Raw genomic sequence first — 16,010 nt, 5'->3', positions numbered from 1 at the left:
CTATGCGTGATATTTTTTGAGAATTTGTAGTACGATTTTTATTTATCATTTTTAGAAATAAAGTATGAAAGTTCTTTTTGTATTATTACTTGTACCATTAATGATGTTTCCAGCTTTTGCTGAAACTCAGACATTACCAACTGATAAGAACACTTTGGATGTTAAATTAACATACGATACAATTGAACCAGGTGTGCAAACTAAAATTAACATAGATTTTATCAATCCTCAAACTCAAAAAGTTCAAGAACACATTGACTATACTGTAGCTGTATCAAAAGATGGTGAAACAGTATTTGGCCCAATTCCACTCACACATACATCTGTTGGCTCTGTAAAAATTCCAATAGAGTTCAATCTTGGTGAAGGAATATACTCTATGGACTTTGAAGTTGAAGGAATATTATTTCAACCAATTCCAAAAGAAACAGTCTCTTTTGACATTCTAGTAGGCGAGGCAAATGCACAACCAATTCCAACACCTGATGATGAAAAACCAGACGGAGAAAATGGTGGATGTCTTATTGCAACTGCAACATTTGGTTCAGAACTTGCACCACAAGTTCAACAACTAAGAGAGCTTAGAGACAATACAATTCTAAAAACAAATTCAGGAATGGCATTTATGACAACTTTTAATCAATTCTATTATTCATTTTCACCAGTTGTTGCAGACTTTGAAAGAGAGCAGCCATTATTCAAAGAAATTATGAAGGTAACACTCACTCCAATGCTATCATCATTATCACTGCTAGATTATGCAGATATTGATTCAGAGCAAGAGATGTTAGGGTATGGTATCTCCATAGTACTACTAAATGTTGGAATGTATATTGGAATTCCTTTGTTTGGAATTCTAAAATTGTACCAGTTTAGAAAAAACTAGAGATTCAACTTCTGGAAATTCTAGTGAGGTTTTTATGTATCTGGACAGGTAAATTGTTTAATGAAGACTATAGCAATTTGCTCTTTCTTCGTACTATTTGCCATGGTAGCTGGATTAGTTGCAACAACACCAGCTGCTTTTGCAGATCATCCAGAAGTCACAATCGTGCCAGCAGCAGGTTCTGGTGCACCAGGTTGTGAAGAAACTGTAGACGGATGTTACATTCCAAGTACTGCAACAGTTGCCGTTGGAGGTACTGTAATAATGTCAAACACTGACACTGCAGCACACACATACACTTCTGGAACTCCAGATGATGGACCTGATGGTGTCTTTGACACTAGTCTATTAATGGCTGGAAGTTCATTTGAATGGAGTCCAACTGAAGCAGGTGAATATCCTTACTTCTGTATGGTACATCCTTGGATGCAAGGTACGATAATAGCAGAAGCTGAAGGAGCTGGCGGTGATAGTGGTGAATTAATGGTATCAATTGCAGATTCACAAGTAATGGGTGGAACTCAAATTGAACTTACATTCAGCGAATTACACGTCAACTATGACATTACTGCAACACAAGGTGGCGAAATAGTCCTACAAGAAACAGGACAACATGCAATGGAATCTACAGCAACTCATCAAATCGATGCAGTTGGTTCTGATGACAATCCAATAGATGTTGAAATAGTTTCTCTAGGAGTTGGAGCACCAGGTGCTGAAGCAGATTGGACTGGACCAACAGGTGTAGTTGCAACTGCTAAAGTTGTTCCAGAATTTGGTACAATTGCAATGATGGTATTAGCTGTTGCAATCATAAGCATTGTAGCAGTTACTGCAAAATCTAGAGTTATTCCAAGATTTTAGGAATCCTCTTTCTTTATTTTCTTTTTACTAAGGCAATTATTGACAAGATTATTGCGGCTGCAGCAATTGATAATCCAAATATTGCAAAGTCATAAGCTGCTCCACCATCAGATGCAACTTCAGTTTCACCAGACTTTAGTTTAGAAACATCTTGTTGTAATGATGAAACTGCGGTTTTTAAAGAGGCCACATCTGCAGCTCCCTCACCTTTTGAAGGAGGAAAATCTAAGACTGCAGTAGGTTCTACATCCTCAATTGGGATTTTAATATCAACTGGAACTCCACGGATTTCTCCTTTTAGTTCTATCATGTATGTTCCAGTTTTAGTAGGAATAACTGGTGAAAAGTAGTATCCTGGTCTAGGATCAGAATTAATATCAATTTTCTTTGTTGCACCACCAAACATAGCAGTTACATCAACATTTTTGAAAGCACTTGTAACTCCTGAAAAAGTACCCTCTTTTTCTCCACGTTCAATAATTTTTAGCATGAATTCATTTCTAATTCCTACAACTGGAGGTTCAATTCCCCAACCTGCTTCAATTTCATATTGCTCAACATGAACAGTTGTATGTGCAAATGAAGGTGCAATCATTCCAATCGAAAATAATAAGCCAATAATACCAAAAACTACGATTTTCATTGTGATCATTTCACAATTACATGTTATTATCTTTACGTGAATTGGTACAAAGATCGAATTCATAAAAACTGTTTAAATTATCAATAATGATCTTAAGAGTAAATGCAAAAGTTTCTCATTGCCATATTGATAATATCATTTTTTTCAGTTCCATTTGCAGCAGCACATCCATTTACTGAAGAAACTATTCCAAGTTTAACATCTAATGCACCTGCAGGTACCACAGAAGTAATTGTATACTTTTCAGAACCTATTGACATTAACTTTAGTGAACTCAGAGTATTTGATACCAATGGAAATCAAATAGACAATAAAGATACTAGTTACTATGAAGGGGAATTATCTCTTATTGTTACAACACCTCCATTAGAAGATGGAGTTTATACAGCATCAACAAAAGTTCTCTCTAAAGTTGATGGACATCTTGTTCCAGATGCATTCTTGTTTGCAGTAGGAGATGTTGTAATTGATCCATCTTTGTTAGATGTAAAACAACCCTCAGAGTTAGTATTTTTACCTGAAGCTGGTGCAAGATTTCCAGGACTAGTTGGTCAAACAATTGTCTTAGGAGCAGTAATTGCATCATTGATAATTTGGGGAACACAAAACAAACAATTGATTAGAGAAGAACTAGATAAAATAGAAAAGTTCCATCATGGAAAGTTTATGTCAATTACAGGGATTGGACTAGTATTAATTTTCATCTCAAACATTTTGATGATTGCAGTACAAAGTGTACGACTCGGGGTTTCTCCACTTGATGCAATTCAAACGGATTTTGGAATAACATGGGTAATGAGAATGAGTATTACGATAATCTTACTAGGTATTTGGTTTTGGCTTGATAGAAGCAGGTCTCTATCAAAAAAGAATCAAATTCCAATGTTAGGAGCAATGCTTGCATTAATTGCAACATCAAGTTTGATTGGTCACGGAGCAGCTAGTGGTCATACGCCAGCATTAATACTTGATTATATTCACAACTTAGTTTCAGGAGTTTGGATTGGTGGAATTATTTATTTTGTTTTCACTTTATTGCCAACATTCTCACAATTAAAAGAATCACAGCGAGAAAAGATGAGTTTGGTGATGATCCCACGATTCTCAATTGCATTCATAATTTCTGTAGGAGTTGTTATAATTACAGGCCCAACATTGATGTGGTTCCTAGAAAGCGACATTGGATTAATTACTGAATCAATTTACGGTCAACTAATTATTCTAAAGATTGCCATTGCATCAGTAATAATTGGATTTGGAGGATTTTTCCAATTAAAATTACAAAAGAATGCAGAAAAAGAGCTTCAATCAGGAAAAATTTCAATACATAAAAAATTAAAAAAATCACTCAAAGTTGATGCAGTGTTAGGAATAATGCTTTTAGGAGTTGTTTCACTCTTGATTAACGGAACACTGCCTGCAGGTGAAATACAAAAAATTGATGCACAAGAAATTGTTTATGGTTTTAAAACTATAGAATTTACAGAGAACACAAAATTTGATATTGATATTTCACCATTTGCTAGTGGTTCAAACACAATTCTAGTCAAGGTTAGTGACTTTGAGGGAAATCCACTTTATGATTCAAACCAGCTCAAAGTCAAAATATCAAATCCATCAAAGAGCATTTCACCAATTGAAATCCCAATGGAGATAATCAAACAAGAAGAAAATAAACCAATAGAGTTTCAAGGTGAATTAACATTTGGATTTTCAGGGGAGTGGTTAGTTGAAGTTGAAGCACAAAGAACTGAGAATGCAAATGAATCCAAGCTTTTGAATTTACTAGTAAAACCAAAACTAAAAGATATTCAAACAGAAGTTATAGAATATGAATTACCAGAAGATGCAAAGCCATTATTCCCATTATATGATGGACGAAATTCACTTTGGATAAGTGATGCGTCTGCTCCGCGTTTGTGGGAGTTTTCGCTTCAAACACAAGAGTTCACACCATATTCATTTGATGGACAAACTACAACATTTCTAACTCAAGATAGAGATGGAAATATTTGGTTTACAGATACGCCCAGAAATCAAATTGGATTCATAGACCCTCAAACAAAAGAGATTACAACAAAAACAATTCCAAAATTTGATCCTGTTATTTCAGACAATACACCTCTTTTCATAAAAGCAGATTTTGAAGGAAATATTTGGATTACAATTATCAATAAAGATAGAATTGTAAAATACATACCTGAAGATAATAAATTTGAAGAAATTATTTTGCCAGGAAAAGAGAATTTACCATTTGCATTAGAAATTGATGAAGAGGGAAAAATCTGGTTTACTACAACAGGTGCAGGCAATATTGGGTTTATTGATCCAAAAGACAATCACATAACTCAATTTTCAAGTGAACCACCACTACAAGGACCTGAAGCATTACTGTTTGATGATGAGGGAGATCTCTGGATTGCAGAGCATACAGGCCTGGCAATTACAAAATTTAATTTAATCTTTGAGACATTTGAGAGAATTTCTGTGCCTAATGATGAGGCATTACCATTTGGAATGACGTTTGATAGATATGGAAATATTTGGTTTGCACAGCATACCATAGATAATATTGGAGCATATGATCCTGACAACAATAATTTGATTGAAGTTCCTGTTCCTTCTGAGACATCTTTTATACAATTCATGACATCAGATGGAGATGATAATGTTTGGTTTGTTGAACAGCAAGCAAACAAAATTGGAACAGTAAAGATAACTGAAATTCCTGTTATTGCCCCACAAGATCAATCATCAAATGAATTTGAGTTAAAGTATACAGAACTTGCATCACCATTAATTGCATTAGGAATTATTGCAACATCTCTATTTTATGTAAAGAGTATTCATGATAAAAGAAGACTAAATGATTTAATCAGTTCTTAGAAAGCATACCCGCAGATTTTATTCCCATTGTTCCTGCAAGTAACCCAATTGAAATTAAAACAATTGTTCCTGCAGGAGTAATATCAAAGACGTAAGAAATTAAGATTCCAGTTACAACTGAAAAAATTGAAAAGCTCATAGAAATAATTGCGGTGTGTTTGAATCCCTTACCATACATTATTGCAGACACATTAGGAATTACAAATAAGGCAGAAATTAACAAGACACCAACAAGTTGTATTGAGGTGACAACTGTAATTCCAGCCATAAACACTATTAGATAGTTTATTTTTTCTACAGGAATGCCACTAACTTTAGCTTGCTCCTCATTAAATGTAGAATAGAGAATCTGCCTATACAATACCAGTATCACAATTAGAATTGTGCCAGTAAGGCTAAGTATCAAAACTGTATCATCAACGCTGACTAGAAGAATACTTCCAAAGAGAAAACTAAAGATATCAATGGTAAATCCGCCGGATAATCCAATAATTACGAGTCCAACTGCTATGCCTGAGGATAAAAGTACTGCAATTGAGGCATCTCCAGAAATATTGAATCTATCTTTTATTCTTGTAATGATTAATGCACTAACTATTGATACACCATAAGCAGTCCATAATGGATAGACTCCTGCCAAAAGACCTATAGCAATACCACCAAAAGATGAATGTGCTATTGCATCGCCAAACAAAGAGTATCGTCTAAGAACCAAAAACAATCCTACAACAGAGCAAAGAATTGCAATGGCAATTCCAGAGATTAGTGCTCTATGCATAAAACTGTAAGTTAGAATTTCAAAAGACATGGCTAATGGTGATGCATATGCTCCTGCATCGATGCCTCAGAGTATTGTTTAACAAGTTCATCATCAGAAAAGAATTTTTCAGATTCCCCATGGAAAAATAAAGTTCTATTCAGACAAGCAACATGATTTGCCAATTGATTTACTGCATCTAGATCATGAGATGACCAAATAATTGTGATTTTTTGTTTAGAGTTTAATTCACGCAAAATACTATAGAACAATTCTATGCTTTGCTGATCAATTCCAGTGACTGGCTCATCTAAAATCAAAACTTTAGGGTTATTTACCAAAGCTTTTGCAATAAAGACTCGTTGTAATTGTCCGCCGGATAATTCACCTATTCTTCTATTTTGAAGTTCATGAATCCATAATTGTTGTAAGATTTCATTGATTTTATTTTCATCAGACTCATTTCGCAGTCCCATTCTGACAACATCACTAACAGTTGCCGGAAAATTTTTTTCAAAAATTGGTTTTTGAGGGACATATCCAATTTCTTTAAGGAAATTTTTTGATTGCCTAATGTCTTTACCAAAAAAATTGATTGTTCCTTTGTATTTTGTATTGAGTCCAAGCATGCAATCAAAAAGAGTAGATTTTCCAGCACCATTTGGACCAATTATACCTAAAAAATCACCCTCATTTACCACAAAACTCACATCATCAAGAGCCTTTACATCAGGATAATGAACTGTTAGGTTACTAATTTCAACGGCCTTCAACATAATGCCTCCTTTAGATTTTCTACATTAGTCTCTAACCTGTCAAGAAATGTGTATCCTTTTTTTTCTATTTCTAATGGATCTAATACTAGAACTTTACCACCTAATTCATTTGCAATCACTTGAGTTAGTTTTGAATTGGAAAATTCTTCTGTAAAAATAATTTTAATATCTAATTCTCGTGCTAGATTGATGATATTTTCAAGTGATTGTGCAGTTGCCTCTTCATACACTGCTGATGTCTTTAATACAGTATGCTGATTTAATTCATACTCTTTTGCAAAATAACTAAATGCATCATGAAAAGCAATGAAATCTCTTTTCGAGCATTCAGATATATCATTTCTTATTTTTTTATCAAGTAATTCTATTTTTTGTAAATATTCTTGTGTATTTCTTGTATAGTATTCTGCATTTTCAGGGTCATGCTCCTTTAAATTTCCAGCAATATTTTGAACTTGAATTTTTATTGTATTTGGATTAAGCCATATGTGAGGATCATAGTCTATGTCCCCCATGACATATTCTTTATGTTCATCATTATTTCTAATTGGAGTTATACCAAAACTAGTATCAACTATTTGTATCTCAGAATTAATATTGTCTATATCATCAACCCATCGCTCAAACCCTAATCCATTGATAACAATCATGTCTGATTGTTGTATTTGTTGGATGTCTTTTACTGTAGGTTCCCAATCATGAGGTTCCATTCCAGGAGGAATCAAAAGAGAGAGAGATACTTTGTCTCCTCCAATTTCTTTTGTAAATTCATACATTGGATAAAATGATGTCACGACAGCAAGTTTTTCACTAGTTGCTAAAGTTTGAAAATCATTTGTAGAATCATCTTGCCAAACATAGTATGATGTAAAAGGAATTACTATTACAATTGCAATTATTGCCGTCTTAGTTTGAGTATTCATGCAACGGTTCACTAAATTTTATTAATAAATCTATAAAATCTTAATAAGATTAATTGCTAAACTTATAAGATAATTAATAACATTAGGCGTATGCCAATAGTTTCAATCTCACTAAATGATGAAATACTATCTGAATTAGACAAATTACAATCAAGCATGGGATTTTCAGGTAGGTCTGAGGCCATCAGGGCAGGAATTAGAGCATTTGTTTCTGAAGAAAAACAAAAGTCAGATTTGTCAGGTAATATTCATGCAATTCTTTTGGTAGTACACAATGATGAGTTTGATCATGTTGTATCAGGAATTACTCATAACTTTGAGGACTTGATTACAACACATCTTCACAGTAAAATTGACAAAGAAAAATGTATGGAGCTTTTTGTAATTGATGGAGATGCTGAAAAAGTTTCTACCATGACAAAAGATTTTCAGACAAACAAGAACATGGATACCGTTAGACTTGTTGCAATCTAAACTTAACGAGTTTACTAACAATCAATCATTTGTATCTTTATTTTAGCCCCATTTAGGTACAAAATTAATACATGAATTACGAAATGTAAACGTGTTTCATGATGTCTGCCATTTTTTTCTACAATTTTCACAAGTTTCTAGATGATCATAGAATTTCTTGGCATTATTCACATATTCTTTGACCATATGCATTTGTACATCATCATCAGAGTGTATCATAGATTTACAATATTTTGAGAGGTAATAAGTATTAGAAAATTAGTTGTTTAAAGAACTATTTGAGCAAAAGATGAGATTACAAAAATAGAACTATCTTTGTCAGTCGATTATACATTCAAGTTTTTGTGAATCATGTATATCATTACCACAATATGACAATGATTTTGATTACTACATGGAGAAATACGGTATAGCAGAAAAGACATCCAAATATTGATCAAGTAGAAAAATATAAAAAAATTAAAAGGTTAGGAAATTTGTTGTTATACAAAAATGCTGGTAAGATACATGACTAGCATACCAATAGCGAACCCAGAGGCTACTGCAGCACTTGAGAGATTTTTGTCACCTTCCTCTCGAATCCATTTTAGGATAGTGATGATTACTTGAAATATTGCACCTGCCCCAATGGATAGAAAGATTACAGAAGTAAATGGAGAATACACAAAACCACCGACCCAACCACCAAAAATAGCAGGCGCACCTGCAATCAATCCCAAAGCAGCAAGTTTTCCAATCATTGTTTTTCCTCTAGACATCGGTGCAGCTATAGCTATTCCTTCTGTAGTATTATGCAGAGCAAATCCTACGATTAAAAATGTGCTAAATGCAATAGAACCAAGACCTACCGCAGCACCAATAGCCAATCCTTCTCCAAAATTATGCAATCCGATACCAATTGCAATCATCAAAGCTATGGCCACGGGTTTTGTAAATCTAGAAGACCCTGCTTTGCTAACTAATTTTTCGCCAGTGTAATACAATCCAAGAAATGAAAATGTGATAACAGTGGCAACAAGCAATACTCCATTAAAACTTCCAGCAAGATTTTCTTCAGAAACTTCTATTGCTTCTTCAATAGAATCAATTCCCAAAAATAATAACAATCCTGCAGTTAATGCCAAAAAGAAATGGTATTTTTGTTTACTAATTTTTTTGATAAAGGGTAACCAAAGCAAGCCAATCATCACAGGTATGATTCCCACATAAGTGCCGATAATAGCAAAGAATGCTGCAAGTTCAAGTGTAGGTTCTAATGCAGGAGCTGCAGCTTCTATTTCTTTTTCAAAACGTGTTCCATCTTCAATTGTGATTCCAATTATGTATGGTTCTGCTTCATTCCATTCAAATGGAATTCTTACTAAAGCTGTTTCATACCGGTTCAAATATCTATCAGGTTCTACTGCAGCAGGTTGAATTCTATCGTTAATGTCTGCCATTGCAACTTCAACTGGTATAGGTCCAGTGTTCCTTACAATGACTTGGATTTCAGAATCTACAAAGTCTACTTTTTCCATCGTAATTTCAGGTAATGGAATTCCTAAATCAAGAAGATCTGCACCAGGACCAAAAATGTATGCCATCATAATTACTAAAAATACAAATGGAATGATACCACTTGCAATCATTTTTCCTTTTGATGATTTGTTACTAAGTTCCATATTCTTTTGACTCTACAGCATTTTCATTTTCATTTACTAGGAATATTCCTACCCAGCCTTTTTCAGAAAACTCTACCTTGTGTGCATGGAAAAGATATTTTCCAGGATACTCATATTCAAACTCCATTATGCCTCGCTCGGTTTGAGAAAGGGTAATCATATCAGTATAAGCTGAAGGAACAATATCAGTTCCAGTTGGATAGTAATTGTACAAATTGCCATGTAAGTGAAGGTTGTTTATTGGATCAAATTCCACCATATTTACAACATAAACTCGAATCAATTCGTCGGTGTTAATTTGAATTGGATGGTGTTGATAATAAAATGGAATCGTGTTTGCAGCATAGAAATTATTTTCTCCATCAAAGTCCATATCCAAGCCGTTTAACACCATAACCATTTCATCAGCTGGTGGACGTTCTTCTTTTGGATCAACTATGAAAACACCATACAGACCACGTACAATATGTTCTTCAAGTGGCATAACATGACAGTGGTATGGATGAACACCTACAGGACCAGCTTCAAATTCATAAACAAATTGTCCGCCGTTACCACCTACAGGTTCAAAGACTCCATCCATTCCTGCAGGATGAATCCCATGAAAGTGCATTGTGTGTTCTTTTTCACCATTGTTGATGAACTTGACTCGTACAATATCTCCTTCGGTTGCCCTAATTGTTGGTCCTGGAACTGTTCCATTAAATGTCCATACATTGAAAAATATTCCAGGAGATACCTCCATTATTTCATCATCATTAGCAATAATTGTAAATTCACGTACAGTTGTTCCATCAGACAATTGTGAAACACGACCATAATTGAAATCACGCAAGTATTCCATTGGATCAAATTCCACTGTTGCACTAGTGTATAGTGGATCTAATACTTCACCAGTTGTTGTTACCACAGCACCAGTATGAGTGACAAATGTTTTTTCTTCCTGTTGTGCATTAATTCCTTCAGGAAGTGCTGTGTAGAAAACAGAAACTGTTGCAATTGCAACCAAAAATATCAACATAATTCCAGAACGTGATTTCATAATGAATACCATACACAAAAGTTTGGGCAATATAAAGTTAGCCTAGGCTAACTTTGTTAGTGTAATGCAACTTTTCTAAATAAAATAATTAGGAATAATGCAGTCAGTTATTCTTAGGATTAAATGATTGGAGATGGTCAGGACTAGATTTTAGAAAAGTTGTGAATTTTCTCAATTGTTTCATAGTTTTTGGGTTTAAATGATGTTCAATACCTTCTACGTCTTTATTTGCCACATCAGATTCAATGCCAATTAGTTGAAAAAACTCTAACAAAACACTGTGTTTTTGACGAATGTCATTTGCAATGGTTTTGCCTCTTGAGGTCAACTTTAACCCACGATATTTTGTATATTCCAGATATTCATCAGAATCAAGTTTTCGAAGCATCTTAGTTACACTAGGAGGACTAACATGCATGTAATTTGAAATGTCAGTTGGGGAAGCATATCCTTTGAGTTCTACGAGCTCAGAGATTACCTCAAGATAATCCTCCATTCTAGTCGTAAATGAATTTTTTTGGCTGTGTGCCTTCTTGATTGATTCCAATCGTTTTGTATTTTTTTCAGATGTGGTTTTTGACACGTTTTATTAGAAAACTTACAAGTATTTTATCATTATAGGTTTACTTGTGCATTTCCAATTGATACCAAACCAAAATCATAAAACGGATACAAACTCTTGTATTCTTTCATGAAACACCATCCAAAATCATTGTTTCTGAAGCTAATTCTCAGACCATCTAATGGAATTATTGCGCCATCAGAGTCATAGGTTACTATTTCATATGAATTAACCCTTGCCAATCGAATACTTGTTGTTCTTTTTTTAGTTCCATGTTTAGATAGGACTTGACTTCCTTCCTCCTTGATTGATTGGTGTTTGAGGTCCTTTATTTTTCATAAATATTACAACTATGAGTAACATGATTGCTGGAACCACAATTATTGCAACTGCAATTTCATAATAGAATTGAACAGTTTGCCTTGGCTGCACAATTTCATCTACAGTTTTAATTTTCTCAGTATTTTCATAAACTACTGCACTAAAATCGCCGAGTCTAGCTACAGAGCTTCCAGAAAGATCAATATTAGTTTCTGCAACTTTTCCAAATGACCTTATATCTCTAAATTTTATAAGTACTGAACCTGGTTCTTCAAAAATCCATTGTCTATAATCACCACCTGCTTGTGATACAGCATTTTTGTCTCGATACAATTCAATGCCGTTTTGAATAATTGCAATATCATATTGTAATTTTCTTAAGGGTTGATCAGTTGTAGCATCATAAAATCTATAGATGAAATTCACTTTTTCATGTGTTTTAATTATTTTAGGTTCCCAAGAGAAATTTATCTCAACAGAGTTATCGGGAGTTATCAATAGTATTGGGAATTCTACTGGTTTTCCTGTAGCATCATGAGGATAATCAGGAATTGATGGTTCAACAAAGACAATTCCTTCCATCCAAGGATGAATTACACAAAAGTAATTGAATGATCCTGCTTCCTCAAAAGTATATGACCAAGACTCCTCAGGCATGAATCTTTTGCTATCAAAAATCCCATCAGACTCCCCCAAATTTTTAGAACCCATCCAATCAAATCTTCCTGCACCATCTCCACTAGTAACAGTATGTCCTTCTCTGTCATCATTAGTCCATGTCACAGTATCACCAACTTGAACAATTAATTCAGGAGGATCATACCAAACTTCAGCAGGAGTGTTTAGTTCTGGATTAAATGCTCCATAAGGTATACTAATTGTATATTCTTCAGCATAAGATTGATCAATATTAAAAAGCACAACTAAAGCAAATATTCCAATGATGATTATTCTTGAATAAATTCTAGGGACATTCTCAAGAATTATCATCAATGAAAAAATGTCATATTATATTAATTAATGATGGTATTGTTTTACCATTATTCCAAACAATTTAAAATCGAATTAATTCAAAATTAAACATTGCAAAAACCAACTGAACATCCATTTTAGATTCTAATTTAGATCTATTTAGGTACAAATTTATCAAGACAAAAGATTGTTGAGAAAATCAGTTATTGAAAAAATAACCTGATCAAATGTATGAATTATAAAATTATCATGAAATTTCTCTTCTGCAAAAATATGTGAATGGGACTCCATTAGTTCGAGGGTTGCATGTGGGTGAGCTTCAGCTGGAGAAATAAATCCTATAACAAATGCCATAAGAAACAAAAATCCAAAGATTGTCAAATAATTCATGAGTTTTTTCTTTCTCAATTACATTTTAACTTTTAAATTCCATATAGATTATGAAATGTATTTACAATTGTAAAGTAAGATTTGTGTCAAAAGTAATTCTTTAATGAAATTAAAAGAATAGAGATTAGATGAAGAAAATATTATTTTTATTAATTTTATTGTTGTTTCCTTTTCAAAATATTTTTGCAGAAGGAGATTCAGAAAGATGGGAGAGACTGATAGATATGCCAGAAGCAAGATCAGAGATGGAGTCAGATATAATTGATGAGAAAATCTATGTTGTTGGAGGCATAACCAATACAAATCGTATTTCAGATTCTGTTTTTATTTTTGACACTAAAGAGGAATCATGGAGTATGGGAACACCTATGCCTTTAGAATTACATCATACAGGAACTGCATCTAATGATGGAAAACTGTATGTTGTTGGAGGATACACGAAAGGATGGAATCCATCAAGTGCATTACTAATTTATGATTCTTACAGAGACATTTGGAGTCAAGGTTCAGATATGCCAACTGCTCGTGGTGCATTGACTACAGAATTTGTAGAGGGTAAACTATACGCAATTGGTGGATTTAATGAGAATTCTCGTACTGAAAATGAAGTTTATGATCCTATAACAAATTCATGGGAGCCAAAATCTCCAATGCCTACAGCCAGAGAACATCTTACATCAGCAGTATTAGATGGAAAATTGTATGTTGTTGGAGGGAGAGCAGGACAGATAAATTCAGATGCAAACGAAATGTATGATCATGCCACAGATACGTGGGAAGTGTTAGAGCCACTTCCAACAGCAAGAAGTGGATTAACTGCATCAACTCTTAATGGAGCAATTTTTGTTTTTGGTGGTGAAAATTCGTTGAAAACATTTGAAGAGAATGAAGCATACATTCCAGGCGAAGGGTGGTTAATACAACAACCAATGCCAATTCCAAGGCATGGTTTGGCATCATCAACTGTAGGGAACAGCATATATCTCATTGGCGGAGGAGTGGCTCCAGGTTTTAGTTTTAGTGCAATTACTGAAAAATATCACAATACAATCATTCCAGAATTTGGAATTTTAGCAATTATGATTTTAGGGATTTCAATGATCACATTAATTTTGATAACAAGATCTAAAATTCAACATAGTTTTCACTAGGACAAAATTTAATTAAAATTCCAAATTCTCTTTTTAAAATAGAATATCCAAATTGCAGATACTGCAACCAAAGCAAATCCCAATATCAGATTCATAGAATATTCAAGATGTTGTTTTTCTTCAATTTGTTTTTCTTGAAGATCCTGCATGTATGGTTTTTTTGTAATAGGGTTTATCAAGACTTCAGAAGGGTTGTATTGATCAGTCAAAAATGGCACATCAGATGTTTCAACTATTCCAGTGTAAAGATGCTCGTGTTTACTTAATTCATCTACCAAATAGTCAGCAGGACTGTTTTTTGAAATTTCCAATAGTTGCAATCTATCAAACTCATAAGGTTGGTTTGATGAAACAATCATGATATTTTGAAGAAATATAGGTTCGCTCTCAGTTGGAAAAATGTATGAAACAGGAAATGTCTCTTTCATTGTTTTATAGATAGATCTTACTAAAGGGGAATTATTTCCTTCAATTGAGCCTAGTAGATTAGATACAACAACTCCATTTGGTTCAAGTCTTTTTTCAAGTGTTTGAAAAAACTCATGAGTCATCAAATGATAAGGAACATAATTTGTGGCATATGCATCCAATATTATCAAATCATATTTCTTATCAAACATTGAGAGATGTTTTCTTGCATCATCATTGAATATCTGTAATCTAGGATTTGATTCTAGATTAAAATAATTCTTAGCAGCGTCAATTACATCAGAATCAATTTCTATCACATCAATTTTGACATCAGGATATAAGGCTAGAAAGTTTTTTGGTCCTGAAAAACCGCCCCCTCCAACAAACAAAATATCTTTAGCTGCAGGATTAAACATCATCCCCAAATGAAAGTATTCTGTATAATCTATCACCAAATCCAGGGGATCGCGCATGTTCATAGAACTATGCCTCAGACCATCAAGATACAGACTTCGATTATCCCCAAATTCTATAATGTCTAAGTGGCTAAACATGGTTTCTTTTTCAAAAATTAATTGTCCATTATGAGATATGGTATTTACAGAAAAAGTAGACCACGGAACAACCAAAATTATGACAATTGCAATAGCAATAAGTTGGGGGGAAGCTTTGAGACCTACTAGTGAACTTCCAATTAGTGCAATTCCCAAACCAAAAATTATCTGATGTACTGTAACATTTGGAATTAAAACAAAAACAGTGAGAAAGGTTCCAAAAATACTACCTACAGTGGCAATAGAATAAAGATTTCCTGAGATGTTTCCAACTTTTTGCAATGAATGGGCACCAAGTTTGATTGCATATGGAGATACAAATCCAAGCAACACAGATGGAAGCATCAACAACAAAAAAGTTGCAAGCAATGGTGTATATTGAGAAATTGGCATAATTGCAAGAGAAAAGTCAATAACAGAAGATGCAAAAAATGGAATTCCTACAATGAATAATCCTACTGAGAAAACAATTCCACAAATCTTGTCAAATTTTGGATGACTATCTGCTATACGTCCACCCAAAAAATAACCTAAACTCAAACCGCTTAAGATTACACCAATCAAACTTCCCCAAGTGTAAATTGTGCTACCAAAAACAGGAGTTAGAATTCTACTTGTAGCAATTTCCAAAGCCATGACAATAGCACCAGAAGTAAATGTGAGAATTTTTAGTTTCCACAACATAGTTTGAGACAATTTTGAATAAGATACAGTACTCATTGTGACTTGCAACCCAT

General features: G+C 33.7%; 16 protein-coding genes. 5 read left to right on the top strand and 11 right to left on the bottom strand.

Annotation, left to right across the window (positions count from 1 at the left end; all coding sequences use genetic code 11):
• Window positions 1–64 precede the first annotated feature (64 nt).
• Window positions 65–886 (top strand): CFI-box-CTERM domain-containing protein, encoded by an 822-nt coding sequence (locus tag NPIRD3C_RS01985; protein WP_148702605.1) that lies wholly within the window; start codon window positions 65–67, stop codon window positions 884–886.
• A gap of 60 nt (window positions 887–946) precedes the next feature.
• Entirely contained in the window at window positions 947–1,750 is an 804-nt protein-coding gene (locus NPIRD3C_RS01980) for a PEFG-CTERM sorting domain-containing protein (RefSeq protein WP_148702604.1), read from the top strand.
• Window positions 1,751–1,763: 13 nt separating this feature from the next.
• Here the strand turns inward: NPIRD3C_RS01980 and NPIRD3C_RS01975 are convergent, their stop codons facing one another.
• Entirely contained in the window at window positions 1,764–2,393 is a 630-nt protein-coding gene (locus tag NPIRD3C_RS01975) for a hypothetical protein (protein WP_148702603.1), read from the bottom strand.
• A 102-nt stretch (window positions 2,394–2,495) separates the two neighbouring features.
• Here NPIRD3C_RS01975 and NPIRD3C_RS01970 point away from each other — a divergent pair, with 102 nt between their 5' ends.
• Window positions 2,496–5,279, top strand: coding sequence for a copper resistance CopC/CopD family protein (locus NPIRD3C_RS01970; RefSeq protein ID WP_148702602.1), 2,784 nt, complete (start codon window positions 2,496–2,498; stop codon window positions 5,277–5,279).
• On the opposite strand, the gene NPIRD3C_RS01965 is transcribed toward NPIRD3C_RS01970, so the two are convergent.
• From NPIRD3C_RS01965 to NPIRD3C_RS01955, 3 genes are read right to left on the bottom strand one after another with little or no spacing between them, the layout of a single operon-like run.
• Window positions 5,269–6,057: a metal ABC transporter permease gene (locus NPIRD3C_RS01965; protein ID WP_148704090.1), complete on the bottom strand. Its 789-nt coding sequence runs from the start codon at window positions 6,055–6,057 to the stop codon at window positions 5,269–5,271. The two genes, NPIRD3C_RS01970 and NPIRD3C_RS01965, sit on opposite strands and share 11 nt — an antisense overlap.
• Window positions 6,058–6,089: 32 nt before the next feature.
• A complete protein-coding gene (locus NPIRD3C_RS01960; RefSeq protein WP_148702601.1) occupies window positions 6,090–6,812 on the bottom strand; it encodes a metal ABC transporter ATP-binding protein in 723 nt (240 codons plus the stop codon).
• Window positions 6,806–7,735: a metal ABC transporter substrate-binding protein gene (locus NPIRD3C_RS01955; RefSeq protein WP_148702600.1), complete on the bottom strand. Its 930-nt coding sequence runs from the start codon at window positions 7,733–7,735 to the stop codon at window positions 6,806–6,808. The genes NPIRD3C_RS01960 and NPIRD3C_RS01955 overlap by 7 nt, the downstream gene beginning before the upstream one ends.
• Window positions 7,736–7,825: 90 nt before the next feature.
• On the opposite strand from NPIRD3C_RS01955, the gene NPIRD3C_RS01950 reads away from it, so the two are divergent.
• Window positions 7,826–8,209, top strand: coding sequence for a CopG family ribbon-helix-helix protein (locus tag NPIRD3C_RS01950; RefSeq protein ID WP_148702599.1), 384 nt, complete (start codon window positions 7,826–7,828; stop codon window positions 8,207–8,209).
• Between the two features lie 482 nt (window positions 8,210–8,691).
• Here the strand turns inward: NPIRD3C_RS01950 and NPIRD3C_RS01945 are convergent, their stop codons facing one another.
• The 6 genes from NPIRD3C_RS01945 to NPIRD3C_RS01920 form a co-directional block, all read right to left on the bottom strand.
• On the bottom strand, window positions 8,692–9,870 hold the full coding sequence (locus NPIRD3C_RS01945) for a ZIP family metal transporter (RefSeq protein ID WP_148702598.1): 1,179 nt from the start codon (window positions 9,868–9,870) through the stop codon (window positions 8,692–8,694).
• Window positions 9,860–10,912, bottom strand: coding sequence for a multicopper oxidase domain-containing protein (locus tag NPIRD3C_RS01940; protein ID WP_237087696.1), 1,053 nt, complete (start codon window positions 10,910–10,912; stop codon window positions 9,860–9,862). Before NPIRD3C_RS01940 ends, NPIRD3C_RS01945 begins: the two co-directional genes overlap by 11 nt.
• 103 nt (window positions 10,913–11,015) lie before the next feature.
• Window positions 11,016–11,495, bottom strand: coding sequence for a transcriptional regulator MntR (gene mntR / locus NPIRD3C_RS01935; protein WP_148702596.1), 480 nt, complete (start codon window positions 11,493–11,495; stop codon window positions 11,016–11,018).
• 32 nt (window positions 11,496–11,527) lie between these two features.
• Window positions 11,528–11,716 (bottom strand): hypothetical protein, encoded by a 189-nt coding sequence (locus tag NPIRD3C_RS01930; protein WP_148702595.1) that lies wholly within the window; start codon window positions 11,714–11,716, stop codon window positions 11,528–11,530.
• A 34-nt stretch (window positions 11,717–11,750) separates the two neighbouring features.
• Window positions 11,751–12,785, bottom strand: a complete 1,035-nt coding sequence (locus NPIRD3C_RS01925; protein WP_192827859.1) for a cupredoxin domain-containing protein — start codon at window positions 12,783–12,785, stop codon at window positions 11,751–11,753.
• Window positions 12,786–12,941: 156 nt separating this feature from the next.
• The gene (locus NPIRD3C_RS01920) at window positions 12,942–13,157 is read right to left on the bottom strand and encodes a hypothetical protein (protein WP_148702594.1); all 216 of its coding nucleotides are present in this window, start codon (window positions 13,155–13,157) and stop codon (window positions 12,942–12,944) included.
• 128 nt (window positions 13,158–13,285) lie between these two features.
• Between NPIRD3C_RS01920 and NPIRD3C_RS01915 the strand changes: the two genes are divergently transcribed.
• Window positions 13,286–14,308, top strand: a complete 1,023-nt coding sequence (locus NPIRD3C_RS01915) for a Kelch repeat-containing protein (RefSeq protein ID WP_148702593.1) — start codon at window positions 13,286–13,288, stop codon at window positions 14,306–14,308.
• Between the two features lie 8 nt (window positions 14,309–14,316).
• Here the strand turns inward: NPIRD3C_RS01915 and NPIRD3C_RS01910 are convergent, their stop codons facing one another.
• Window positions 14,317–15,993 carry a spermidine synthase gene (locus NPIRD3C_RS01910; RefSeq protein WP_148702592.1) on the bottom strand — a complete coding sequence of 559 codons (1,677 nt, stop codon included), beginning with the start codon at window positions 15,991–15,993 and terminating at the stop codon, window positions 14,317–14,319.
• Window positions 15,994–16,010: the final 17 nt, after the last annotated feature.

It is taken from the genome of Nitrosopumilus piranensis (genome assembly GCF_000875775.1).
Classification (GTDB): Archaea; Thermoproteota; Nitrososphaeria; order Nitrososphaerales; family Nitrosopumilaceae; genus Nitrosopumilus; species Nitrosopumilus piranensis.
Note: the sequence above shows the minus strand (reverse complement) of the source record. Positions and strands in the feature narration are given on the sequence as shown.

Excerpts from the sequence above, each read along its gene's own strand:
- NPIRD3C_RS01910 (WP_148702592.1), bottom strand. The coding sequence starts at position 15,993 with ATGAGTACTGTATCTTATTCAAAATTGTCTCAAACTATGTTGTGGAAA.
- NPIRD3C_RS01955 (WP_148702600.1), bottom strand. The coding sequence starts at position 7,735 with ATGAATACTCAAACTAAGACGGCAATAATTGCAATTGTAATAGTAATT.
- NPIRD3C_RS01965 (WP_148704090.1), bottom strand. The coding sequence starts at position 6,057 with ATGCATAGAGCACTAATCTCTGGAATTGCCATTGCAATTCTTTGCTCT.
- NPIRD3C_RS01985 (WP_148702605.1), top strand. The coding sequence starts at position 65 with ATGAAAGTTCTTTTTGTATTATTACTTGTACCATTAATGATGTTTCCA.
- NPIRD3C_RS01975 (WP_148702603.1), bottom strand. The coding sequence starts at position 2,393 with ATGAAAATCGTAGTTTTTGGTATTATTGGCTTATTATTTTCGATTGGA.
- NPIRD3C_RS01960 (WP_148702601.1), bottom strand. The coding sequence starts at position 6,812 with ATGTTGAAGGCCGTTGAAATTAGTAACCTAACAGTTCATTATCCTGAT.
- NPIRD3C_RS01950 (WP_148702599.1), top strand. The coding sequence starts at position 7,826 with ATGCCAATAGTTTCAATCTCACTAAATGATGAAATACTATCTGAATTA.
- NPIRD3C_RS01980 (WP_148702604.1), top strand. The coding sequence starts at position 947 with ATGAAGACTATAGCAATTTGCTCTTTCTTCGTACTATTTGCCATGGTA.
- NPIRD3C_RS01920 (WP_148702594.1), bottom strand. The coding sequence starts at position 13,157 with ATGAATTATTTGACAATCTTTGGATTTTTGTTTCTTATGGCATTTGTT.
- NPIRD3C_RS01940 (WP_237087696.1), bottom strand. The coding sequence starts at position 10,912 with ATGAAATCACGTTCTGGAATTATGTTGATATTTTTGGTTGCAATTGCA.
- NPIRD3C_RS01925 (WP_192827859.1), bottom strand. The coding sequence starts at position 12,785 with ATGATAATTCTTGAGAATGTCCCTAGAATTTATTCAAGAATAATCATC.
- NPIRD3C_RS01970 (WP_148702602.1), top strand. The coding sequence starts at position 2,496 with ATGCAAAAGTTTCTCATTGCCATATTGATAATATCATTTTTTTCAGTT.
- NPIRD3C_RS01915 (WP_148702593.1), top strand. The coding sequence starts at position 13,286 with ATGAAGAAAATATTATTTTTATTAATTTTATTGTTGTTTCCTTTTCAA.
- NPIRD3C_RS01945 (WP_148702598.1), bottom strand. The coding sequence starts at position 9,870 with ATGGAACTTAGTAACAAATCATCAAAAGGAAAAATGATTGCAAGTGGT.